Annotated in this window: 19 protein-coding genes; 13 read left to right on the forward strand and 6 right to left on the reverse strand. The window is 74.6% G+C overall.

From position 1 onward, the window contains the following. Positions 1–4: 4 nt before the first annotated feature. A complete protein-coding gene (locus ACZ38L_RS03330; protein WP_465688728.1) occupies positions 5–1525 on the reverse strand; it encodes an LCP family protein in 1521 nt (506 codons plus the stop codon). Positions 1526–1611: 86 nt separating this feature from the next. Between ACZ38L_RS03330 and ACZ38L_RS03335 the strand changes: the two genes are divergently transcribed. Further along, entirely contained in the window at positions 1612–2640 is a 1029-nt protein-coding gene (locus tag ACZ38L_RS03335) for a glycosyltransferase family 2 protein (RefSeq protein ID WP_465688783.1), read from the forward strand. Between the two features lie 65 nt (positions 2641–2705). Here the strand turns inward: ACZ38L_RS03335 and ACZ38L_RS03340 are convergent, their stop codons facing one another. Then, the gene (locus tag ACZ38L_RS03340) at positions 2706–3482 is read right to left on the reverse strand and encodes a TIGR03089 family protein (RefSeq protein WP_396555178.1); all 777 of its coding nucleotides are present in this window, start codon (positions 3480–3482) and stop codon (positions 2706–2708) included. A gap of 136 nt (positions 3483–3618) precedes the next feature. Between ACZ38L_RS03340 and ACZ38L_RS03345 the strand changes: the two genes are divergently transcribed. Continuing rightward, positions 3619–4806, forward strand: coding sequence for a peptidoglycan recognition protein family protein (locus ACZ38L_RS03345; RefSeq protein ID WP_465688730.1), 1188 nt, complete (start codon positions 3619–3621; stop codon positions 4804–4806). A 41-nt stretch (positions 4807–4847) separates the two neighbouring features. Further along, the gene (locus tag ACZ38L_RS03350) at positions 4848–5762 is read left to right on the forward strand and encodes a DNA-3-methyladenine glycosylase family protein (protein ID WP_465688732.1); all 915 of its coding nucleotides are present in this window, start codon (positions 4848–4850) and stop codon (positions 5760–5762) included. Positions 5763–5908: 146 nt separating this feature from the next. Here the strand turns inward: ACZ38L_RS03350 and ACZ38L_RS03355 are convergent, their stop codons facing one another. Genes ACZ38L_RS03355 through ACZ38L_RS03365 form a run of 3 tightly spaced genes read right to left on the reverse strand, consistent with a single transcriptional unit; the run spans position 5909 to position 8861 of the window. Beyond that, positions 5909–7207, reverse strand: a complete 1299-nt coding sequence (locus ACZ38L_RS03355; RefSeq protein WP_465688734.1) for a coenzyme F420-0:L-glutamate ligase — start codon at positions 7205–7207, stop codon at positions 5909–5911. After that, on the reverse strand, positions 7204–8163 hold the full coding sequence (gene cofD / locus ACZ38L_RS03360) for a 2-phospho-L-lactate transferase (protein WP_465688736.1): 960 nt from the start codon (positions 8161–8163) through the stop codon (positions 7204–7206). Before cofD ends, ACZ38L_RS03355 begins: the two co-directional genes overlap by 4 nt. A gap of 53 nt (positions 8164–8216) precedes the next feature. Beyond that, the gene (locus tag ACZ38L_RS03365; RefSeq protein ID WP_465688738.1) at positions 8217–8861 is read right to left on the reverse strand and encodes a cysteine dioxygenase; all 645 of its coding nucleotides are present in this window, start codon (positions 8859–8861) and stop codon (positions 8217–8219) included. A gap of 702 nt (positions 8862–9563) precedes the next feature. Between ACZ38L_RS03365 and ACZ38L_RS03370 the strand changes: the two genes are divergently transcribed. The 3 genes from ACZ38L_RS03370 (at position 9564) to ACZ38L_RS03380 (ending at position 15551) form a co-directional block, all read left to right on the forward strand. Then, positions 9564–9833 (forward strand): WhiB family transcriptional regulator, encoded by a 270-nt coding sequence (locus tag ACZ38L_RS03370; RefSeq protein ID WP_396555166.1) that lies wholly within the window; start codon positions 9564–9566, stop codon positions 9831–9833. Between the two features lie 238 nt (positions 9834–10071). Next, positions 10072–13929, forward strand: coding sequence for a glycosyltransferase family 2 protein (locus ACZ38L_RS03375; protein WP_465688740.1), 3858 nt, complete (start codon positions 10072–10074; stop codon positions 13927–13929). Beyond that, positions 13926–15551, forward strand: a complete 1626-nt coding sequence (locus ACZ38L_RS03380; RefSeq protein ID WP_465688742.1) for a DUF5719 family protein — start codon at positions 13926–13928, stop codon at positions 15549–15551. Before ACZ38L_RS03375 ends, ACZ38L_RS03380 begins: the two co-directional genes overlap by 4 nt. 40 nt (positions 15552–15591) lie before the next feature. Here ACZ38L_RS03380 and ACZ38L_RS03385 read toward each other — a convergent pair whose 3' ends face one another. Further along, positions 15592–16065: a metallopeptidase family protein gene (locus ACZ38L_RS03385; protein WP_465688744.1), complete on the reverse strand. Its 474-nt coding sequence runs from the start codon at positions 16063–16065 to the stop codon at positions 15592–15594. Between the two features lie 139 nt (positions 16066–16204). Here ACZ38L_RS03385 and ACZ38L_RS03390 point away from each other — a divergent pair, with 139 nt between their 5' ends. From ACZ38L_RS03390 to ahcY, 7 genes are all read left to right on the forward strand, one after another. Then, on the forward strand, positions 16205–16564 hold the full coding sequence (locus tag ACZ38L_RS03390) for a DUF3499 domain-containing protein (protein ID WP_465688746.1): 360 nt from the start codon (positions 16205–16207) through the stop codon (positions 16562–16564). Positions 16565–16741: 177 nt separating this feature from the next. After that, on the forward strand, positions 16742–18127 hold the full coding sequence (locus ACZ38L_RS03395) for a phosphomannomutase/phosphoglucomutase (protein WP_465688748.1): 1386 nt from the start codon (positions 16742–16744) through the stop codon (positions 18125–18127). A 146-nt stretch (positions 18128–18273) separates the two neighbouring features. Further along, entirely contained in the window at positions 18274–18456 is a 183-nt protein-coding gene (locus tag ACZ38L_RS03400; RefSeq protein WP_465688750.1) for a Trm112 family protein, read from the forward strand. Positions 18457–18491: 35 nt separating this feature from the next. Further along, on the forward strand, positions 18492–19706 hold the full coding sequence (locus ACZ38L_RS03405; RefSeq protein ID WP_465688752.1) for an SIS domain-containing protein: 1215 nt from the start codon (positions 18492–18494) through the stop codon (positions 19704–19706). A gap of 93 nt (positions 19707–19799) precedes the next feature. Beyond that, entirely contained in the window at positions 19800–21005 is a 1206-nt protein-coding gene (gene manA, locus ACZ38L_RS03410; RefSeq protein ID WP_465688754.1) for a mannose-6-phosphate isomerase, class I, read from the forward strand. 10 nt (positions 21006–21015) lie between these two features. Beyond that, positions 21016–21990, forward strand: a complete 975-nt coding sequence (locus ACZ38L_RS03415) for a cation diffusion facilitator family transporter (protein ID WP_465688756.1) — start codon at positions 21016–21018, stop codon at positions 21988–21990. 296 nt (positions 21991–22286) lie between these two features. Then, positions 22287–23735 (forward strand): adenosylhomocysteinase, encoded by a 1449-nt coding sequence (ahcY, locus tag ACZ38L_RS03420; RefSeq protein ID WP_465688757.1) that lies wholly within the window; start codon positions 22287–22289, stop codon positions 23733–23735. Positions 23736–23845: the final 110 nt, after the last annotated feature.

Consider the following 23845-nt stretch of genomic DNA (forward strand, 5'->3'; position numbering starts at 1 on the left):
GTACTCACGGGCAGTCGAGCTCCGCGCCGGTGCTCACCGTCGCCGGCTTGCCGGCCGGGGAAGCGGCGCCGGCGGTCGGCTGCGCCGAGGCGGTGGGACTCGGGGCCGGCGACGGGCCCGGTCGTCCGGGGTGGCCGGGCCGGGCCGTGGACGGCTCGGCCCCCGGTCCGCGGTAGTCCGTGCCGATCAGCACCTGCAGGGTCGGGCCCTGCCCCGGCACCTTGACCAGCCTGGCCTGCGGCAGCGTGGCGGCCAGTGTCCTCGCCGACTCGTCCCAGTGCGGGTCGTAGTGGATCTCGGTGTGCTCCTGGGCCGTCACCGCGTTGGCGGCCAGCCCGCTGGTGGCGAACCCCGCCCCGCGCAGCCTGGCGTCCACTCGGCCACCCAGCCCGGCCACCCCGGAGGCGTTCAGCACCTGCACCCGGACCAGCGCCGGCGACACGCCCCCGCTCGAGGGGCCGGCGGTCGGCGGCGCCGGGCTGCCCGCCGCCGAGCCGATCGGCCGTCCCGCGCGCAGCGCGTCGAAGAGCGCGGCGGCCCCGGCCCGGTCCCACCGCACGGTGGAGCCCCAGCCCGGCACCTGGTGGTCCAGTTCGGCCAGCGGGACGGTCGCGAAGTCGGCGTCGCCCGCCGAGAGCCCGCGCAGCCGGGTGGCCAGCGCCAGCAGCTCCGGGTCGGAGAGCTGCCGGTCCACGGTGACCGAGGCCAGCACGGACTCCCCGAGGGCGACCAGCCGGGCCGGGTCGGCCAGCGACCGGTCGCCGAGTGCCCGGTGCAGCAGCTCGGCCAGCAGGCGCTGCTGACGGCGCATCCGGCTCAGGTCGGAGTCGGTGTCCAGGTGCCGGGCCCGGGCGTACTTCAGCGCGCCAACCCCGTCCAGCCGGCTGGTCCCGGCCGGCAGGTCGAGCCCGCTGTACTCGTCCCGGAGCGGCTTGTCGCTGCACACCGTGACCCCGCCGACCGCGTCCACCGCGGCGACGAAGCCGAGGAAGTCCATCTGCAGGTAGTGGTCGACGTGCACGCCGGTGGCCTGCTCGACGGTGCGCACGGTGAGCGCGGCGCCGCCCATCCCGAACGCCGCGTTGATCTTTCCCGGGCCGGCCGGGAGCGCCCGGCCGGTGGTCCGGTCCTGGTGGGCCGGGATCTCGACGTAGGAGTCCCGGGGCAGGCTGACCACGCTCAGCCGCCCGCCCGGCGCGGGCAGCTGGACCAGCAGCATGGCATCCGTGCAGTGGCACGGCTCGCCGCCCGCGTGCAGGGTCTCCTTGAGCAGCTCCTCCGGAACCCCGGCCCGGTCGTCGGTGCCGACCAGCAGGAAGGTGACCGGACCCGGCCTGGCCGGCCGGTGTCCCGGGACCAGCGCGTCCACCCGCCCGAGCGCCCGGCCCACCCCGTGCAGTGCTCCCCAGCCACCGCCCGAGACGGCCAGCACCGCGGCCGCCAGGACTGCCGACAGCCGGCCGGCCCAGCGGCGGCGGCGCGGTGTCGGGCCGGCGGCGGGTGGGGCGGCGCGGTGGGCGGGCACTTTTCGGATGGTAGGTCCGGCCGGGGACGGGACCTGGCAGCGACGCGGGCCATCGGGCACCGGTACGGTTGGCACCGATGAACACCATGGCTGCTGAGGAGCTGCCGGCGGTCTCCGTGATCATGCCGGTGCTCAACGAGGAACGACACCTGCGCACCGCCGTCCGGCGCATCCTGGAACAGGACTACGCCGGGGCCATGGAGGTGGTGATCGCCCTCGGCCCGTCCACCGACCGGACCGACGCGATCGCGGCCGAGCTGGCGGCTGAGGACCCCCGGGTCCGGACGGTGCCCAACCCCACCGGACGCACCCCTGCCGGGCTGAACGCCGCGATCCGTGCCTCCCATCACCCGATAGTGGTCCGGGTCGACGGCCACGGGCTGCTCACCCCGGGCTACATCGCCACCGCGGTCCGACTGCTCGGCGAGATGGACGCGGCCAACGTCGGCGGCATCATGCACGCCGAGGGCGAGACCGAGTGGGAGAAGGCGGTCGCCGCCGCGATGACCTCCAAGATCGGGGTCGGCAACGCGGCCTTCCACACCGGCGGCCTGGCCGGGCCGGCCGAGACCGTCTACCTCGGCGTGTTCCGGCGCGAGGTGCTGGACCGGCTGGGCGGCTACAACGAGGAGTTCATCCGCGCCCAGGACTGGGAGCTCAACTACCGGATCCGGCAGGACGGCGGGCTGATCTGGTTCACCCCGCAGCTGAAGGTCACCTACCGGCCCCGGCCGAGCGTGCGGGCACTGGCCAAGCAGTACAAGGACTACGGCCGCTGGCGCCGGGTGGTGACCCGGTACCACCGCGGCTCGGTGAACCTGCGCTACCTGGCCCCGCCGGCCGCGCTGCTCGGCGTCGTGCTCGGGCTGGTGCTGGGCGCCGCGGTGCACCCGGCGTTCCTCGTGCTGCCCGGTGGCTACCTGGCGGCGATCCTCGGCGGCTCGCTGCTGGAGGGGCGCGGCCTGTCCGTCCGGGCCCGGTTGCAGCTGCCGGTGGCGCTCGGCACCATGCACCTCAGCTGGGGCTTCGGCTTCCTCACCTCACCGCGCTCGCTGGCCCGTCGGGTGATCGGCAGCTCCGCGCCGGCGGCCTCCGCGGTCGAGCCGGCCGCCTGACGGCCCGCCGGGCGGAAACGCCGACGGGCGGCGCCCCGAGGGGACGCCGCCCGTGGGACGGGGGCTCAGCCGAGCCGGACGGTCACCCGCTCCGACTCGATCCGGCTCTGCCACTGATCCTCCGTCAGGTCGGCCGAGTTGCGGCACAGCACCACCGAGGCGCCCGCGGCCAGCGGCGCGAGCAGCCCGGCCTCCAGGCCGGACCAGTCCTCGTACGGGAGGGTGCTGAGCACCCGCGAGCCGCGCGAGAGCCCGAGTCGGGCCGCCCCCTCGCGCGCCAGCTGCACGGTCTGCTCGCCGGAGAGCTTCAGCGGCAGCCCGTCCACCGAGGTCTCCAGCGCCACGGTCTGCGGGACCACCGGGGAGTACGGCGCGAAGCGGTCGCCCTGGCCGGGCACCTCGGCGGCGTAGTCCAGGAACCCGTCCGGGCGCTGCGGGAACCGGCCGCCGAGCGGGCGCAGCGCCAGCGCCACCCGCTCGCCCTCGCAGTCCTGTGCGGCCTGCAGTCCGTCCGGGCCGCTGACCACCAGGTCGGCCTCGGCCGGCACGCCGCCCGGCACCGCGGTGACGCCGACCGACCAGCAGGCCAGCAGCCAGACGGCGGTCTGCCAGTGGGCCGGCAGCAGCAGCGCGGCGCGGTCCTCGGGGCCGGCGTTGAGTTCGTCCTGCAGCAGGTTGGCGGTCTTGGCGACCCAGTTGTCGAAGGTCCGGACGGAGAGCTCGACTCTCTCCCCGGAGGCGTCGTCGTAGAAGGTGACCAGAGGGCGTGCGGGGTCCTCGTCGAGGGCGGCTCGCAGCAGGTCGGCAGGGGTGCGGGCGTCGGCAGCGAAAGGCGCAGTCATGGTGCACCCCAGCCTAAGGCCTCCCGGCGAGCGGAGGGGAGGTACCCCGCGGCGCGGGTGATCTTGTCGATGGTCCGTCAGAAATGGCGTCGAGGGCGGGTGGCGAGCGAGGTGATATACATCCATGCTCCCATTTATGCGGATTTCTCTCGCCTCTTTCACCTCCATCGCCTCCCTGCTCGGCGTCGCCCTGCTGCCCACCGCCGCCGCCGCGGTGCCCGTCGGGACCGGTCCGCGGATACCGCGGGCGGCCGCCGCCCGGACCACCGCGCTGCCGCTGACGCCGCTCGGTCCGACCGCGCGCGGCGCGGCGCTCGCGCCGTTCGGGCTCCGGGCGCGCGGCACGCCCCGGTACTCGCTGCTCGGGGTGAGCTGGGACGATCCGGCGGCGGTCTGGGACGGCACGGTCCAGGTCCGTACCCACCGGGCGGAGGACGGGGACGGCGGGCGCGGTGGGTGGAGTGGCTGGCGTCCGCTGGCCGTCGAGCCCGAGGACAGAGCCGACCCGGGCGGTGCCCAGCCGGCCAACGGCCGGCACCCACGCGGCGCCACCGCCCCGCTCTGGGTCGGCTCCAGCGACGGTGTCGAGGTCCGGGTCGCCGGGCGGGGGCCGCTGCCGACCGGGCTGCGGGTCGACCTGGTGGACCCGGGAGCCGATCCGGCCGGCGGGCCGGCCCGGGACCGGGTGCTGCCCGGCCGCGCTCCGACCTCGTCGCACGCCGTGCCCCGCCCCGCGATCGTGCTGCGCGCGGGCTGGGGCGCCGACGAGACGCTGCGCCAGCCGGGCGTCGACTACACCGACGACGTCCGGGAGGTCTTCGTCCACCACACCGACACCGGCAACGACTACCGCTGCGCCGACTCGCCCAAGGTGATCAGGTCGATCTACCAGTACCACGTCGTCGCCAACGGCTGGCGCGACATCGGCTACAACTTCCTGGTCGACCGCTGCGGCACGGTCTACGAGGGCCGGGCCGGCGGCGTCACGCTCCCGGTGCTCGGCGCGCACACCCTCGGCTTCAACAGCGACTCGGCCGGCGTGGCCGCGCTCGGCAGCTACGACTCCGACGCGCCGCCGCAGCGGCTGCTGGACGGGATCGCCCGGGTCGCGGCCTGGAAGCTGGGCCTGACCGGACAGGACGCCCGGGGCAAGGCCGCGCTGGTCTCCGCCTCCGACCGCAGCCGCTACCCGAAGGGCATCTCGCACACCTTCGCCGCGATCTCCGGCCACCGGGACGCCTTCAGCACCGACTGCCCGGGCGAGGCCCTCTACCGCCGCCTCCCGGACGTCCGCACCGCCGCCGCCCACCTCCAGGGCCGCTAGGTCCCGTCCGGGGCTCCGCCGGGCGGGTGGAGACTGGACGGGTGAACGACGCCCCGGCGGAGCGGGTCTGGCGCCCCGGCCACCCGCTCGACCTGCACCGCACCCTCGCCCCGCTGCGCCGTGGCCCGGGCGATCCGGCCTGCCGGGTCACCGGCGACGGCGCGGTCTGGCGGGCCTCCCGCACGCCGGCCGGCCCCGTCACGCTGCGGGTCGCCGCCCGGTCCGGCGAGGTCCACGCGCAGGCCTGGGGGCCGGGCGCCGAGTGGCTGCTCGACCGCCTGCCGGTGCTGCTCGGCGCCACTGACGACCCGTCGGGTCTGGCGCTGCCGCCGGGCCGGGTGCGCGAGGCCCAGCGCACCAACCCCGGGCTGCGGCTGTGCCGGACCGGCCTGGTGCTGGAGTCGCTGGTGCCGGCCGTGCTGGAGCAGAAGGTCACCTCGGACGAGGCCTACCGCGCCTGGCGGCTGCTGCTGCACGAGTTCGGCACCCCGGCGCCGGGCCCGGCCGAGGGCATGCGGGTGGCGCCGTCGGCCCGGAAGTGGGCGATGATCCCGTCCTGGGCCTGGCACCGGGCCGGCGTGGACCCCAAGCGCTCGGCCACCGTGGTCCGGGCGGCCCGGCTGGCTCCCCGACTGGAGGAGGCGGCCGGCTTCGACCCGGCCGCCGCGGTGGCCCGGCTGACCGCCGTCCCGGGCGTGGGGGAGTGGACGGCGGCGGAGTGCCTGCAGCGCAGCAACGGCGACCCGGACGCGGTCTCGGTCGGCGACTACCACCTGCCGAACATCGTCGGCTGGGCGCTGGCCGGCCGCCCCCGCTCGGACGACGCCCAGCTGCTCGACCTGCTCGCCCCCTACGCCCCGCACCGCCACCGGGTCTGCCGCCTGATCGCCCTCACCGGCCTCCGCCCTCCGCGTTACGGCCCCCGCCTCACCCCGAACGACCACCGCTCCCGCTGACCGGCCGGCACCGGCTCCGGGTGGGTGACCGTCGCCTCCGCACGAGGTGCGCGGCGACGTCCCGGTGGTCCTGCTACCGCGCGCGGGCACCGGCGTGAGGCCGACCGGGGCCTCCGATCCGCCGTCACCCGGCCGGCGGACCCCGCTCAGCGCACCGTCACGAACGGGTCGGCCGGCCGGTCGGGCCGGGGCCGGGGGGCCTCGGCGGGGCGGCCGACGGCGATGGCCCCCATCGGGTCCCAGTCGGCGGGCAGGTTAAGGGTCGCGCGGACGGTGTCGCGGCAGAACATGGTGGACGACACCCAGGCCGAGCCGTAGCCCTCACCGGCCAGGGTGACCAGCAGGTTCTGCACCGCCGCGCCGATCGCCACGGTGAACATCTCGCGCTCGGCGGTGGCCCGCCGGGCGTCCGGGTAGTCGTGCGAGCCGTCCATCACCAGGCAGGGCAGCACCAGGTACGGCGCGTTGCGCAGCACGTCGCCGCGGGCGGTGCGGCGGGCCACCCTGGCCTCGTCCCAGCCGTCCAGTTCGCGCAGGTCGCGCCGCCAGGCGGCGAGCATCGCGTCCAGCAGTTCGGTCCGGGCCCGCGCCGACTCGACCAGCACGAAGCGCCAGGGTGTGGTGTGGTGCGGAGCCGGCGCGGTGACCGCGGCGGCCACCGCCCGCCGGACCGCGGCCGGGTCGACCGGATCCTCGGTGAACGCGCGGACGGTCCGCCGCAGGGTCACCGCCTCGCGCAGCGCCTCGGAGGTGCCGAGCCGGAACATGTCGTCGGCGGCCCGGCGGATCAGCGGGCCGGTGCCGTCGCCGTCCGCCTCGGTGACCAGCCGGGCCAGGCCGCGCACCACCGCCACCGGGGTCCCGGTCGTCTTGCCCTTGACCAGGTCGCCGGCGGCGGCGAGCTCGTCCGCGGTGGCGGTGACGGTGAGCGTCAGTTCGTTGCCGTGGCTGTCGACCCGGCCGCGGTGGTCGTCCAGCACGGAGAGGCCGGCCGCGCCGATCGCCACGTCGGTCAGGCCGTTGCGCCACGGGCGGCCGAAGGTGTCGGTGATCACCACGGCGACCTGGCGGCCGGTCAGCTCCTGGATCCGGGCCCGCAGCGCGCGGGCCGAGCCGTCCGGGTCGACCGGCAGCAGCAGCACGGTGCCGGGGGCGGTGTTGGAGGCGTCCACGCCGGCGGCGGCCATCACCAGGCCCTGCCGGTTCTCGACGATCCGGGCGCCGCCGCGCCGGGCGACCACCCGGACGGTCTCGGCGTCGATGGCCGCCTCGCGGTCGGCGGCGTGCACCAGCCGGCCCTCCGCCTTGCTGACGATCTTCGAGGTGACCACCAGGATGTCGCCGTCCGTGAGGTCGGCGGCCTTGGCGATCAGCGCGCCCAGGTCGGCGCCGGCCTCGATCTCGGGCAGCCCGGCCACCGGCAGGAGCTCGACCCCGGCGCTCACGCCCGCACCCGCTCGGCCAGCTCCAGCGCGGTCCGCGCCATCGCGGCGGTCGCGGCCGGGTCGCTCATCAGCAGCGGGACCGCCCGGCAGCGGATGCCGGCCGCCTCGACCGCGCCCACCGCGTCCGCGTCCGCCTCGTCCACCAGCCAGCCGTCCAGCAGCTCGGCGCCGTAGTGCAGCGCGACCGCCGAGGCACTCGCCTCGACGCCGACCGCCGTCAGCACCTTGTCCGCCATGCCGCGGACCGGCGCGCCGCCGATGATCGGCGAGAGCCCGACCACCGGCGCCGCCGCTCCGGCCACCGCCGCGCGGATGCCCGGCACGGCCAGGATGCTGCCGATGCTCACCACCGGGTTGGACGGCGGGAAGAGGATCACGTCGGCCGCGGCGATCGCCTCCAGCACGCCGGGCGCGGGCTTGGCGGTGTCGGCTCCGACCGGGATGATCGCCTCCGCGTCGACGGCCGCGTGCAGCTTGACCCAGTACTCCTGGAAGTGCACCGCCCGGGTGCCCGCCTCGTCGGTGATCCGGACGTGCGTCTCCACCCGGTCGTCGCTCATCGGCAGCAGCCGCACGCCGGGCTGCCAGCGGTGGCAGAGCGCCTCGGTCACCGCGCTCAGCGGGTAGCCGGCGCCCAGCATCTGGGTGCGCACGATGTGGGTGGCGAAGTCCCTGTCGCCCAGGCCGAACCAGGACGGTCCGACCCCGTAGGCGGCCAGCTCCTCCTTGACCGCGAAGGTCTCGTCGGCCCGGCCCCAGCCCTGCTCCTCGTGGATGCCGCCGCCGAGGGTGTACATCACGGTGTCCAGGTCGGGGCAGACCTTCAACCCGAACAGGTGAATGTCGTCCCCGGTGTTGCCGATGACGGTGATCTCGTCCCCGGGGGCCACCACGTCCTTGAGGCCGCGCAGGAAGCGCGCCCCGCCGATTCCGCCGGCCAGTGCCACGATACGCATGCGCCCATCCTGCCAGCCGTGGCCGCCCGACCGGGCGTCAGGAGCGGGAGGGCTCAGGACAACCGGGACTCCAGCTCGGCCACCGGTGCGCCGTACTGGTTCATCTCGGTCAGCCCCGGGGTGTAGACGTGGATGCTGACGGCGGGTTCCAGCGCGGCGTTGACCACCTCGTGCAGGTAGCCGGCGGAGAAGACCCGGCGGCCGCCCGGGCGCAACGTCCGGGTCCGCTCGACGTGGGCCGCGACACCGGCGGCACCGGCGACCTCCGGGTGGCGCGGCGGGACCAACGAGCGCTCCACCAGCTCGCCCTGAACCACCGTCATCACGCCGGACGAGGCGCCGTGGTCGTGCAGCCCGCTGCTCTGCCCGGGCAGCCAGCTGAGCAGCCAGACCTCGTAGCCGGGGCCGGTCTCCAAGCGGGCGTACCAGCGGGTGAGCGCGTCGTAGCGGACCAGCGGCTCCCAGCGGGCGCGGTCGGCGGCGATCTCGCGGACCAGCCGGGCGTAGCCGGCCACGGTGGTCGGGTGGCCGGGCAGGTCGGTGCGGGCCAGGTGCGGGAAGGCGAGCGGGTCGCCGGCGATGCTCACGTCGCTCAGCCCGTCGCTCCACGGACGGGCCGGGGCGGGCAGCCGGACGGTGGCGCGGCGGGCGACCTTGTTGCGGTCGCGGTTGCGCTTGCGGGGGCGTGGGCTTCGCATCGGATGGTCCTCGGGTCGGCTGGTCGGGCGAGGGATCAGCCGGATCCGCGGACGGGGAAGGGGTGCGCGGGCGGCCTCGGCGGTCCTGGAGCGGCGCACCGAAGCCGGGGGAGAGAAAGAGGAGGGCCGGCGCGCCTAGCGACAACAGGAGCTGAGGCGGCAACACAGAGCGCTCGCGGCACGACGGAGCAGCACGTGGCGGCTCTGCTGGGCGAGGGACTCCGACATGCCCTCCAGGAGACAGGGCGAAGGCGGCCGATGTCAACTCGCCCTTTCCGACATTCCGGGCAGATCAGGGATGAATCACCGGATCGGGTGATAAGTCCCGTGCTGATGTTTGATGCGAAGATCGCCGGGAAGGCCGTCGGATGACCTGGTTCATCCCGTGCTGGAACGGTGCGTCCGCGATTGGCGACGCCTGGCGGCAACCGGATCGGGGTCGGGCACGTCCCCTCTGAACGGGGGATGTGCGACATCTGGACGAACCGTGTCGGACGCGAGCTGCGGAAAGTCCGTTGTGTCCGGATATGTACACTATTTGTGGTGGCTTGGTTCCGGGGAGTGAATTCGCGACCCAATACCAGAGCTCGGCTTGACTGAGCCAGAGTGACGCACATGTAATTTCAGTCGTGTCGTCAGGCCGATCCAGGCCGTGACGGCCGCACGCACGGGGACGCCAAGAGGGGCAGAGGAGGCGCGCCAATGAGCGAGCTCTTTGAGCTGTTGATCGGTGAGGACAGCGAGGAGGAAGAGGAACTCGGCTGGCAGGAAAGGGCGTTGTGCGCCCAGACCGATCCGGAGTCCTTCTTCCCCGAGAAGGGTGGCTCCACTCGCGAGGCCAAGAAGGTCTGTCTGGCCTGCGAGGTCCGCTCCGAATGCCTTGAGTACGCCCTCGCGAACGACGAGCGATTCGGAATCTGGGGCGGACTCTCCGAGCGCGAACGCCGCCGGCTCAAGAAGAGCGCGGTCTGAGCTCCGCACCCCTCTTTGCAGAATCTCTGCAGTATCCACCGCAGTTGTGCAAGCGCCTCGCCGAGACGGCGGGGCGCTTTTGCTTTTCCGTGCGCCGTCCGCGTCCGAGTGCCGCCGCCCCGCCCCGCGGTGGCCGCTTCCCGTCCGCCAGGGGGCCACCGGGTGGGCAACCCTCCCAGCCGCAACGGTTAGTGTGGTGCGCCACCTGCCGTCCACCGGAACCGGGTCCGCGCACTCGATGACTGCCTACAGCCACCAGAGCGGCTACTCAGACCAGCCCTCGTCCGCCCAGCTGTCCACGAGCCCCTTCGGCGGCGGGGCCCGCCCGCCCGCCTACCCCCGCCACCTGGTCACCGCCGTCATCGTCAGCCACGACGGCGCCCGCTGGCTGCCGCAGGCGCTGGCCGGGCTGCTCGGCCAGGACCGGCAGGTGCAGCGGATCATGGCAGTGGACACCGGCAGCACCGACGCCTCCCTGCAACTGCTGAGGGACACCCTCGGCGACTGGCTCCCCTCGACCGGGCCGATCGTGCTCGGCCGGCGGGCCGGCTTCGGCACCGCGGTCGCCGAGGCGGCCGCCGCCGCGCCGCCGCTGCGCACCGAGGACCTCCCCTACCGGCTCGACCCCTCCGGCTACGACCCGGTCACCGGTGCCTGGGACGACTTCGGCGACCCGCTCGCCTCCGCCGACGACCTCGTCACCGGCGGCCCGCGGCAGACCCAGCCGGTCGAGTGGCTCTGGCTGCTGCACGACGACTGCGAGCCGCAGACCGACGCGCTGCGCCGACTGCTCCAGGTCGCCGACAGCACCCCGTCCGCCGCCGTGATCGGACCCAAGCTGCGCAGCTGGTACGACCGCCGGCAGTTGCTGGAGGTCGGCGTCACGATCGCCCGTTCGGGGCGGCGTTGGACCGGCCTGGACCGCCGCGAGCAGGACCAGGGCCAGCACGACCAGGTCCGCCCGGTGCTCTCGGTCTCCACCGCGGGCATGCTGGTCCGCCGCGACGTCTTCGAACGGCTCGGCGGCTTCGACCGCGCGCTGCCGCTGATGCGCGACGACACCGACTTCTGCTGGCGGGTCAACGCGGCCGGCCACCGGGTGGTGGTCGCCCCGGACGCCGTGCTCCGGCACGCCGAGGCCGCCAGCCGCGAGCGCCGCGCGATCGACTGCGGAGCCGCGCACCCGCACCGGGTCGACAAGGCCGGCGCGGTCTACACCCTGCTCGCCAACTCCAAGCGGGCGGTCTTCCCCTACGTCCTGCTCCGACTGGTGCTCGGCACCCTGCTGCGGGTGCTGGCCAACCTGATCGGCAAGGATCCCCGCCAGGCCTTCGACGAGATCGCCGGCCTCGGCCACGAACTCGTCCGGCTGCCAAGGCTGTTGGCAGCCCGTAGGCGCCGTGCCGGGGCCCGTTCGAACGAGGCGCTGGACGACCGGAGCCTCTTCCCCGCGCCCGGCGCCACCGCCCGGCTCGCGGTCGAGACCGCGATCGGCTCGCTCGGCATCGGCGGCGGGGACGACGGCGTCGGCCGGCACGGCTCGGTCGAGGCCGGTCCGGGCGACGAGGACAACGAGGTGCTGGAGGTCGAGCAGTTCGCGCTGCTCAGGAAGCTCGCCCGGCGTCCGGCGCCGGTGCTCTTCGTCTCGCTGCTGCTCTTCGCGCTGATCGCCGGACGCAACCTGCTGGGCAGCGGATCGCTGCTCGGCGGCGCCCTGCTGCCCGCCTCGGACGGCGCCGGCGGCCTGTGGGACATGTACGCGAGCGGCTGGCACCCGATCGGCACCGGCACCACCGCCACCGCGCCGCCCTACCTCGGGCTGCTGTCGGTGCTCTCCTGGCTGCTGTTCGACCACGCCGACCTGACCGTCACGCTGCTCCTGCTGCTCTCCGTCCCGCTCGCCGCGGTCAGCGCCTACCTGGTCTCCCGTCCGCTGATCGGCTCCCGGCTGGTCCGCGCCTGGGCCAGTGCCACCTACGCGCTGCTGCCCGCCGCCACCGGCGCGATCGCCCAGGGTCGGCTCGGCACCGCGGTGCTCGCCGTGCTGCTGCCGCCGCTGGCCCGGGCCGCCGCGGTCTCGGCCGGCCTGGGCATCCGCCGGGAGACCGCGGCCCGCGGCCTGCGCCCCGGCTGGCGGTCCACCTGGACGACCGTACTGCTGCTCACCGCGTGCACCGCCTTCGTGCCGCTGGTCTGGGCGGTCGCGGTGCCGCTGACGCTGGCCGCGCTGGCCGCGGCGGTGCTGTGCGGCGGCGCCTACGGCAGCGGGCTCACCGCGCTGCGGCTGCTGGGCACCCGGGTCGCGGTGATCCTCGGCGCGCCGGTCCTGGTGCTGGCGCCCTGGTCGGTACAGGTGCTCACGCACCCGTCGCGGCTGCTGCTGGAGGCCGGTCTGCCGGTCTTCGACGGCCACCGGGCCACCCCGGCCGGCCTGTTGCTGCTCAACCCCGGTGGCGCGGGCGTGCCACCGGTCTGGCTCTCGGCGGGCGTGCTGCTGGCCGCGCTGGCCGCGCTGCTCCGGGCCGACCGGCGGCGCGCGGTGCTGGTCGCCTGGGCGGCGGCCGGGGCCTGCCTGCTCTTCTCGGTCGTGGTGGCCGGCACCTCCGTGACGCCCGCCTCCGGCGGTCTGCCGGTGGCAGCCTGGGCAGGCCCGGCCACCCTGCTCAGCGGCGTCGCGCTGCTGGCCGCCGCGGCGATCGGCGCGGACGGCGCCAACGCCCGGGTCGCCGGCATCGCCTTCGGCTGGCGCCAGCCGGTGGCCGCGCTGCTGCTCGCCGCGGCCGTGCTGGCCCCGGTCGGCACCGCGTTCTGGTGGGCCGTCAGCGGCGCCGACGGTCCGCTGCGCCGGACCTCCGACAGCCAGGTGCCCGCCTTCATCGCCGAGGAGGCCGGCACCAGCGACCGGGCCCGCGCGCTGGTACTGACCGGGGACGCCAGCGCCACCTCGGTCAGCTTCGCGCTGGCCCGCGACTCCGGCCTGACCCTCGGCCAGGCCGAGGGCACCGTGGACGACGCCGGCACCACCGGCCCGGCCCTGAACAACCTGGTCGGCAGCCTGCTGGCCGGCTCCGGCGCCGACCAGGCCACCGCGCTGGCCGGCTACGGCGTGCAGTACGTGGTGGTGCACGACCCGCTGATCGCCAAGGTCCAGAACGTGCTGGACACCACGCCCGGCCTGACCCCGATGAGCCAGGACAACGGCACCGCGATCTGGCAGGTCACCGGCGAGCCGGCGGTCCGCGCGGTGATCACCACGCCGGGCGGCGGTCTGCCGGTCACGGTGCCGGCCGCCACCGTGGACATCGCCACCACCATCCCGGCCGGCCCGGCCGGCCGGGTGCTGCGGCTGGCCGACCAGGCCGACCCGGGCTGGCACGCCACCCTCAACGGTGCCGCGCTCACCCCGGTCACCGTGGACGGCTGGGCCCAGGGCTTCCAGCTGCCAGCCGGCGGCGGTACCCTCTCGGTCACCCGCGACGGCAGCCCGCTGCACACCGGCTGGATCACCCTCCAGGTGCTGCTGGCCGTCACCGTGCTGGTGCTCGCGCTGCCCGGCCGGCGCAACCACAACGACGACGACCTGCCGGAGGAGGCGGTCGCCGCCGCGGCGTCGGCCGCCGCCCCGGCGGAGCCCCCGGCCCCCGGTAGCCGCCGGGCCCGCCGGCTGGCCGAACGCGGCGAGGGCGAGCCGGAGGGATCCGCCGAGGAGGTCGACCCGGGGGTCTACGGCACCGAGCCGGTCGTCCCCGCGCAGGCCACCGAGGAGCCCTACCCGGCGACCCTGGAGTACGACCCGTACCAGCAGCCCGCCGACTACCAGCACGCCGACCCGTACGGCTACGACCCGTACGCGGGCCAACAGCCGTACGAGGCCGGCTATCCGCCGCCGCAGCCGCAGTACGTGGCGGACCCGTACCAGGGCTACGGCCCGGACGGCGCCGCCGCCCAGCCCTACCCGGTCGACCAGTACGGCTACGACCCGTACGCCGCCCAGGGCTACCCGGTCGACGGCCAGACCTGGCAGCAGCCGTACCACCCCGACGACGCCTCCTACGGCGGCGGTCACCCGCACCACGACGGAGCCGACCCGCGATGAAGAAGCCCGCCCTGTCCCGCAAGACCGCGAAGACCTCCGCCACCCCCGGCCGCAGCCGCAACGGCCTGTCGGTGCTGGCCGCCGCCGGGGTGCTGGCCCTGGTGTTCGGTGTCGCCGAGGCCCGCCCACCCGCGCCGCCGGCGGCGCGGCCCGCCCAGGCGGCGGCCGCCGCACAGGTCGAGCGGACGGCCGCGGTCTGCCCGGCGCCGATCCAGGGGCTGACCGGGAGCACCACGATCACCGCGCTCACCCCGGGCACCGGCGGCTCGGCCGCCGGCGGCAGCGCGACGGTGACCGACGTGAACCCGCCCGCCTCGCCCGCCCCCTCGGGCTCGCCCGCGCCGTCCGGGTCCGCCTCGCCGTCCGCCTCCTCCTCGGCCGCACCGGGCCAGTCGGGCGGCAGCGCCCGGCTCACCCTGGCCAAGCCCGGCGTCCCGGTCAGCGTCCAGGCAGCCTCCGGCGACAGCGCTCCCGGCACCAGCGCGGTCGCCACCGGCGCCTTCGCCCCGGGCTTCACGGTCACCCAGACCACCGTCGCCACCGACCAGACCAACACCGGCCTGTCCGGGGTGACCTGCACCCCCGACGGCACCAGCTTCTGGTTCACCGGCGCGAGCACCGCCGGCAACCGCCACGACTACGTCAGCCTGACCAACGTCGAGGCCAGCTCGGCCGTGGTCGACCTGAAGATCTACGGCGACCAGGGCGAGGTCGACTCCGACACCGCCAGCGGCATCACCGTCGCCCCCGGCAGCTCGCAGCGGATCCTGCTCTCCACCGTCACCAACGGGCAGGTCGACGACCTGGCCGTGCAGGTGCTGGTGCGCAGCGGCCGGGTGGGTGCCGCACTGCACGCCGCGGACGGCTCGGCCGGCGCCGACTGGCTGCCCGCCTCGGCGGACCCGGCACCCAGCCTGGTGATCCCCGGCCTGCCCGCCGACCTCTCCGACGCCCGGCTGATCGTCTTCGCCCCGGGCCAGGACGACGCCGACCTGAAGATCGAGCTCTCCGGCCCGACCGGCTGGTTCGTCCCCGCCGGGCACGAGTCGATCCACGTCAAGGCCGGCATGGTCAACGCCGTCGACCTCGGGACGATCACCCGGGTCGGGCAGAGCAGCAACGGCGTGGTCTCCGCACTGCGGCTGAGCCCGACCGACCCGGCCAACGCGACCCCGGTGGTGGCCGGGCTGCGGATCGACCGCGGCTCGGGCGGCAAGTCGGACTCCACCTGGCTGGCCGGCAGCCAGCCGGTCGGCCAGCGGGCCACCGTGGCCGACGTCCGCGGCGGCGGCGCGTCCACCCTGCTCCTCACCGCGACGGGTGGTGCCGCCAACGTCCGGGTGACCGCCTCGGCGAGCACCGGCGGCGGCACGCCGACCACCCAGAACGTCCAGATCCCGGCCGGCAACACGGTCTCCCTGCCGGCTCCCGAGCCGAGCGGCGGCAACGGCCCCTACGGCGTGACGGTGGAGACGCTCTCCGGCGGGCCGGTGGTGGCGGCCAGGATGCTGACGGTGACCACCAACAACATCCCGATGTTCACCATCCAGGCGCTCACCGACGACCACAGCTACGTCCAGGTGCCGCAGGCCAACCAGGACCCGGGCGGGCTGGTCCACTGATGCGCGTCCGGGGCGGGCGGGGGACGGCGAGGACTCGGTGTCAGTCCTCGTCGTAGCGCGGGTCGATGGCGTCCGGGGAGAGCCCGAGCAGCTCAGCGACCTGCTCGATCAGTACCTCGTGCACCAGCGCCGCCCGGTCGTCGCGCGACTTGGCCCGGATCTCCACCGGCCGCCGGTAGACCACGATCTGGCTCTTGCGGCCCTGCCGGGCGGGCAGCACCCGGCCCAGCGGCACCCCGCCGCCCGGCGCGAGCTCCGGCTCGCCCGGGCCCTGCTCGGGGACCTCGTCCACCGCGAACTCGACGTCGATCAGCTGCGGCCAGCGCCGCTCCAGGCGCTCCACCGACTCCCGTACGTAGTCGTCGAACAGCTCGGAGCGGCTGAGCGAGATCGGCACCTGCGGCGGCGCCAGCGGGCCGCGCAGGCCGCGGCCGTGCCGGTCACGGCGCCGCGGACCGTGCGGCCGACCGGTGGGCGGCTGCGGTGCGGGCGGTGGCGGTGCGGAGCTGTCCATATCAGGAACGAGCCTAGTCCTTGGAGGCCAGGAAATGGACCACGCCAACGGCAAACCGGCGGCGCTCGCGCGCGACACGAACCAACTCGGCCACCCGGGTCTTAGCCAGCCGGCCGCCGGTGCGGTACCGTCCACCCTCGTGAGCCATGTACGTCGTTGTTCGCGGACCGCGTGCGGCCGACCAGCCGTCGCGACCCTGACGTACGTGTACGCGGACTCCACCGCGGTGCTCGGCCCACTCGCCACCTACGCCGAGCCGCACTGCTACGACCTCTGTGCCGAGCACGCCGAGCGGCTGACCGCTCCGCGCGGCTGGGAGGTGGTCCGGCTGGCCACCGAGGCCGGCCCGCTGCGCCGCAGCAGTGACGACCTGGAGGCGCTGGCCAACGCGGTGCGCGAGGCGGCCCGTCCGCCGGAGCGCGCCCCCCGCCCGGAGGGCGGGCCGAACGAGGCCGGTCGTCGCGGCCACCTGAGAGTGCTGCGCTCGCCGGAGAACTGATCGCCGGTCCGGAACCCGTCCGCACTTGGTCAACTCGGCGTTCCGGGCGCGCAACCCGTACCCGGTACGCTGCTCCCCTGCCCGGGCGGGGACTCACGGCCCTCTCACCCCGGCGACGTATCGTGACCGTGGGCAGACCAGCCCTTATCCAGACACACAGACCAGGGTGGAGCCGCAGTGCGCGACCTGAAGCAGCTCGTCAAGGCGTACGACGTCCGGGGAGTCGTCCCGGACCAGTGGGACGAGGACCTCTCCCGGGCGTTCGGTGCAGCGTTCGTCCAGGTGACCGGTGCCAAGGCGATCGTGGTCGGGCACGACATGCGGCCCTCCTCCCCGGGCCTGTCGCGCGCCTTCGCCGAGGGCGCGGCGGCTCGCGGTGCGGACGTCACCGAGATCGGCCTCTGCTCCACGGACCAGCTGTACTACGCGAGCGGCAAGCTGGACCTGCCCGGCGCGATGTTCACCGCGAGCCACAACCCGGCCCAGTACAACGGCATCAAGATGTGCCGCGCCGGTGCCGCCCCGGTCGGCGAGAACACCGGCCTGGCCGAGATCCGCGAGCTGGTGCAGAGCTGGATCAACGAGGACGACACCGTGACCGTCCCGAGCGTCGAGGTCGAGCCCGGCAAGGTCACCCAGCAGGACACCCTGCGCGGCTACGCCGACCACCTGCTCGGTCTGGTCGACCTGCGCGCCATCCGCCCGCTCAAGGTCGTGGTGGACGCCGGCAACGGCATGGGAGGCCACACCGTCCCGACCGTCTTCGACGGCCTGCCGCTGGACGTCGTCCCGATGTACTTCGAGCTGGACGGCACCTTCCCGAACCACGAGGCCAACCCGCTCGACCCGAAGAACCTGGTCGACCTGCAGGCCAAGGTCAAGGAGGTCGGCGCCGACATCGGCCTGGCCTTCGACGGCGACGCCGACCGCTGCTTCGTGATCGACGAGCGCGGCGAGCCGGTCTCCCCGTCCGCGATCACCGCGCTGGTCGCGGTCCGCGAGATCGCCCGGGCCCAGGCCGCCGGCGAGGACAATCCGACGATCATCCACAACCTGATCACCTCCTGGACCGTCCCCGAGGTGGTCCGCGAGCACGGCGGCGTCCCGGTCCGCACCCGGGTCGGCCACTCCTTCATCAAGCAGGAGATGGCCGAGACCAACGCGATCTTCGGTGGCGAGCACTCCGCGCACTACTACTTCCGCGACTTCTGGCGGGCCGACACCGGCATGCTGGCCGCGCTGCACGTGCTGGCCGCGCTCGGCGAGCAGGAGGGCACGCTCTCCGCGCTCACCCACGAGTACGACCGCTACGCCGCCTCCGGTGAGATCAACAGCACCGTCGACGACCAGGCCGCCCGTACCGCGGCCGTGCGCGCCGAGTTCGCCTCGCAGGAGGGCGTCACGGTGGACGAGCTGGACGGGCTGACCATCGCCGGCGACGACTGGTGGTTCAACCTGCGCCCGTCCAACACCGAGCCGCTGCTGCGCCTGAACGTCGAGGCCAAGGACCCGAAGAAGATGGCCGAGCTGCGCGACGCGGTGCTCGCCGTGGTCCGCGCCTGACGTCACCGCCAGACGGCCGGGGCCGCCGACGACCGCCCGCTCCTCACCCGCCTGCCGTGAGGAGGGGGTGGTCGGCCGGTAGGGTGGCTACCGGTCGGGACGTGTCGCGTCCCGCCGCCCGTCCGAAGCACTGGAGCAGCCCGCCCATGACCGTCGAACCGTTCCTCCTGGAGATCCTGGTCTGCCCGCAGTGCCGGGCCAAGCTGACCGAGGCCGGCTCCGCCGAGCAGCCCGAGCTGGTCTGCACCGGCGACGGCTGCGGCCTGGTCTACCCGGTCCGCGACGGCATCCCCGTCCTCCTGGTGGACGAGGCCCGCCGCCCCGCCTGATCCCGTCCGCTTCTGCCAGCCCGGAGGCCGGCCGCATGCTCGACGACAGCCTGCTCGACGACCCGGCCGCCCTGCAGCGCGCCGACCGGGATCACGCCCTGCTCGCCCTGGCCGGTGCCGGGGCCCGGATCCGGACCGCGTTGCGGCAGGTCGAGCCAGGCCTGGCGCAGTTGCGGCCGGACGGCCGCCCGCGGGCCGTCCTGGTGGCCGGTCACGGCGGCGCGCTGACCGCCGCCGCCGCGCTGGCCGCGCTGGCCGGCACGGGCACCCTGGTCCAGCCGGTCGCCCCGCTGGACGTCACCCCCGCCCCGCCGGGCGACCCGTTCAGTGCTGGGCTGACCTGGCAACTTCCCGGCTGGGCAGGCCCGTTGGACCTGCTGGTGATCGCCTCCGCGGCGGGCACCGAGGCCGGTCTGATCACCCTCGCCGAGCAGGCCTACGCCCGCGGCTGCGCGATCACCGTGATCGCCCCCGAGGGCCGCCCGCTGGCCCAGGCCGCCCTTCAGGTGCGCGCCCTGCCGCTGTCGTTCGTGTCGGCGACCACCGAGGAGCCGACGGCGGAGACCGCCGAGCGCGACCTGCCGGCCGAGGACCCGGCCGCGCTCTGGGCCTTCCTCACCCCGCTGCTCGCGCTCGCCGACCGGCTCGGCGTGCTGGAGCAGGGCGCCGCCGACCTGGCCGCCACCGCCGACCTGCTGGACGAGCTGGCCGTCCGCTACCGGCCGGACGCCGCCGCCTACCTCAACCAGGCCAAGGGCCTGGCCGCCCAGCTCTCCGGCACCGTCCCGCTGATCTGGAGCGAGGGCCCGGTCGCCGCGGCGGCGGCCGAGCGCTTCGCCGAGCAGCTGGCCGACCGGGCCGGCCGGCCCGCCGTCACCGGACGGCTGCCGCAGGTGCTCGGCGCGCACCGCGGCATGTTCACCGGGCAGCTCGGCACCGGCGCCGACCCGGAGGACTTCTTCCGCGACCGGGTCGAGGAGCCGGACCCGCTGATGCTGCAGGTGCTGCTGCTGCGGCACACCCCGCAGGAGCCCGCCGCGGTGGAGGAGGTCCCGCCGGAGGCCGTCCCGGAGCCGGCGCCGGCCGGCCACGCGGTGCGCCGCGCCCAGCGGTTGGCGGCCGACCACGAGGTCCGGCTCACCGAGTTCGCCGGTCTGCGCCCCCAGCCGCTGGCGGCCTTCGCCGAGCTGGTGGCGCTCACCGACTTCGCCACGGTCTATCTGGGACTGGCGGGTGGGGCGGGCCGCTGAGCCCAGGTCGGTTAGGGTCTGAGGGCCCGAACCGGGAGAAAAGCAGCAGAACGGCAGCGAAGCCGCCTCGACGCAAGGAGCAGGGCCCCGCCCATGGACCGCCTCGTCAACACCGTCCGCCCCTACGCCTGGGGCTCGACCACCGCGATCCCGACCCTGCTCGGCGTACGGCCCACCGGCGAGCCGCAGGCCGAGCTCTGGCTCGGTGCCCACCCCGGCGAGCCGTCCCGAGTGGACCGCGGCGAGGGCCCGCGCTCGCTGGCCGAGGTGATCGCCGCCGACCCGGTCGGCGAACTGGGCGCCGAGGCGGTGGAGAAGTTCGGCCCGACCCTGCCGTTCCTGCTCAAGGTGCTGGCCGCGGAGATCCCGCTCTCCCTCCAGGTGCACCCGGACCTGGCCCAGGCCAAGGCCGGCTTCGCCGCCGAGGAGGCCGCCGGAGTGCCGGTCGAGGCCGGCCACCGCAACTACAAGGACGCCAACCACAAGCCCGAACTCATCTGCGCGCTGGACGAGTTCGAAGGCCTGTGCGGTTTCCGCGACCCGCTGGCGACGGCCGACCTGATGGAGCAGCTGGCCGTCCCCGGGCTGGCCCCGCTGATCGACCTGCTGCGCACCAAGCCCGCCGAGCAGGCGCTGCGCGAGGCGGTGGCGACCGTGCTCTCCACCGACCCGGCGGTGGTCGCCGTCACCGTCAAGGAGGTGGCCCTGGCGCTGGACCGGGCGCTGGTCGAGCAGCCCGGCTCGCCCTGGGCGCCCGCCTGGTCCGGCTACGCGTACGCCGCCAAGCACTTCCCGGACGACGCCGGCGTGCTGGCCGCGCTGCTGCTCAACCACGTCCGGCTGCAGCCCGGCGAGGCGCTCTACCTGGGCGCGGGCATCCCGCACGCCTACCTCAAGGGCACCGGCGTGGAGATCATGGCCAACTCCGACAACGTGCTGCGCTGCGGTCTCACCCCGAAGCACGTGGACGTGCCCGAGCTGCTCCGGGTGGTCCGCTTCGAGGCGGGCGAGGCCGGCGTGCGCGGCCCGGTCGCGGGGGAGGACGGCGAGGAGCTGTTCGCCGTCCCGATCGACGAGTTCCGGCTCTCCCGCTACCGGCTGACCGCCGACGGCCCGCAGCGCGCGGTGTCCGGTCGGGTGGCCCAGGTCCTGCTCTGCACCGAGGGCTCGGTGCGGCTGACCGGCGCCGGCGAGACGCTGACGCTGGAGCGCGGCCAGTCCGCCTACCTGCCGGCGAGCGGGCGGGACACCCTGCTGAGCGGCACCGGCGTGCTGTTCCGCGCCACCGTCACGCTCTGAGCGAGTCGCGGTGAGCACCGAGGGCGGCAGCCGGGCGCTGGTCGCCGCGTTGAGCGCCAACCTGGCGATCGCACTGGGCAAGTTCACCGCGTTCGCCTTCACCGGGTCGTCCTCGATGCTCGCCGAGGGGGTGCACTCGGTCGCCGACTCGGGCAACCAGGTGCTGCTGCTGATCGGCGGCCGGCGGGCGGCCCGGGTGGCGGACGAGGAGCATCCCTTCGGCTACGGCCGGGAGCGGTACGTCTACGGCTTCCTGGTCGCCATCGTGCTGTTCAGCGTCGGCGGGCTGTTCGCCGTCTACGAGGGCTACCAGAAGATCCGGCACCCGCACGAGCTGCGCGGCTGGGCCTGGGCGGTCGGAGTGCTGGCCTTCGCCCTTGTGATGGAGGGCCTCTCGTTCCGGACCGCCTACCGCGAGGCGGGCCGGGCCAAGGGCACGGCCGGCTGGGTCGCGTACGTCCGCCGGGCCAAGGCGCCGGAGCTGCCGGTGGTGCTGCTGGAGGACACCGGCGCGCTGATCGGGCTGGTGCTGGCGCTGACCGGCGTCGGGCTGACCGTGCTCACCGGCGACGGCGTCTGGGACGGCCTGGGCACGCTGACGATCGGCCTGCTGCTGGTGGTGATCGCGGTGGTGCTGGCGCTGGAGACCAAGTCGCTGCTGATCGGGGAGTCCGCCGACCGGTCGGTGGTGGCGGCGGTCCGGGCGGCGCTGGTGGACGGCCGCTCGCTCACCCGGGTGATCCACCTGCGCACCCTGCACCTCGGGCCGGAGGAACTGCTGGTCGCGGCCAAGGTCGGGGTCCGGGCGGAGGCCACCGCCGCCCAGCTGGCCGTGGCGATCGACGCGGCGGAGGCCCGGGTGCGGTCGGCCGTGCCGATCGCCCGGGCGATCTACCTGGAGCCCGACGTCTACTCGGCCGAGCAGGCGGCGGCCGGCCCGGATCCGGCGGCCACCCCGGGCGGACCGGGCCCGGCCGGGCACTGAGCCGGCCCCTCCGCGCGGCCGGATCCCGCCGTACCCGCCCATCGCCGCGGGCCCTCGGTGTAGATTCGTCCCTGAGCCGAACGTCGCTGCTGATGGCGGTCGATCGAGTGCGCGCGGTCCGCCGCCCGCCCGGTCGAGGGAGAGAGGTCCTCCGACGGATGGTGCTGGAGCGCGGCGTCCCTGCGTCGTCGCGGGCGGTGGTCGCACCGCCCGTTCGCCGTACCCGAGTAGCGGGCGCGTTCCGCGGCACCCACGGGACCTTGGCCCATCCGTTCCGCGCAGCTAGGAGCTGACGTATGTCGTCCAACCCTTCCGGTGACTTCAAGGTCGCCGACCTTTCCCTGGCCCCCTTCGGCCGCAAGGAGATCGAGCTCGCCGAGCACGAGATGCCCGGCCTGATGTCGATCCGCAAGGAGTACGCGGCGGCGCAGCCGCTGGCGGGGGCCCGGATCACCGGCTCGCTGCACATGACCGTGCAGACCGCGGTGCTGATCGAGACCCTGGTCGCGCTGGGTGCCGAGGTCCGTTGGTGCTCGTGCAACATCTTCTCCACCCAGGACCACGCGGCCGCCGCCATCGCGGTCGGCCCGGAGGGCACCCCGGAGAACCCGCAGGGCATCCCGGTCTTCGCCTGGAAGGGCGAGACGCTGGAGGAGTACTGGTGGTGCACCGAGCAGGCGCTGACCTGGCCGGAAGGCCAGACGCCGAACATGATCCTGGACGACGGCGGTGACGCCACGCTGCTGATCCACAAGGGCGTGGAGTTCGAGAAGGCCGGTGAGGCGCCGGACCCGTCCACCGCGGACAACGACGAGTACCGGATCATCCTCGAGCTGCTCAACCGCACGCTGGCCGAGTCCCCGGCCAAGTGGACCGAGGTCGCGGCGACCATCAAGGGCGTGACCGAGGAGACCACCACCGGTGTCCATCGGCTGTACGAGATGCACCGGGACGGCAAGCTGCTCTTCCCGGCGATCAACGTCAACGACTCGGTGACCAAGTCGAAGTTCGACAACAAGTACGGTTGCCGGCACTCGCTGATCGACGGCATCAACCGGGCCACCGACGTGCTGATCGGCGGCAAGGTCGCGGTCGTCTGCGGCTACGGCGACGTGGGCAAGGGCTGCGCCGAGTCGCTGCGCGGCCAGGGCGCCCGGGTGATCATCACCGAGATCGACCCGATCTGCGCGCTGCAGGCGGCGATGGACGGCTACCAGGTCACCACGCTGGACGAGGTCGTCTCGATCGCCGACATCTTCGTCACCACCACCGGCAACAAGGACATCATCCTCGCCTCGCACATGGCGAAGATGAAGCACCAGGCGATCGTCGGCAACATCGGCCACTTCGACAACGAGATCGACATCGCCGGTCTGGCGAAGCTCGAGGGCATCGTGAAGACCGAGGTCAAGCCGCAGGTCCACGAGTGGCGCTTCCCCGACGGCCACACGATCATCATGCTGTCCGAGGGCCGGCTGCTGAACCTGGGCAACGCCACCGGGCACCCGTCGTTCGTGATGTCCAACTCCTTCGCGAACCAGACGATCGCGCAGATCGAGCTGTTCACCAAGACCGAGCAGTACCCGATCGGCGTGTACGTGCTGCCCAAGCACCTGGACGAGAAGGTCGCCCGCCTCCACCTGGACGCACTGGGCGTCAAGCTCACGGTGCTGACCCAGGAGCAGGCCGACTACATCGGCGTCCCGGTCGAGGGCCCGTACAAGGCCGAGCAGTACCGCTACTGATCGCCCGTTGTCGGTCCGGGGGGGGGGGGGGGCCCGGGGGGGGGGGGGGGGGGGGTGTTTTCCCTCGGGCTTTGTTCCCTCCCCCCCACCCCTTCCCTCCTTCCCACCCC

This window comes from Kitasatospora sp. NPDC024654, from assembly GCF_055559155.1.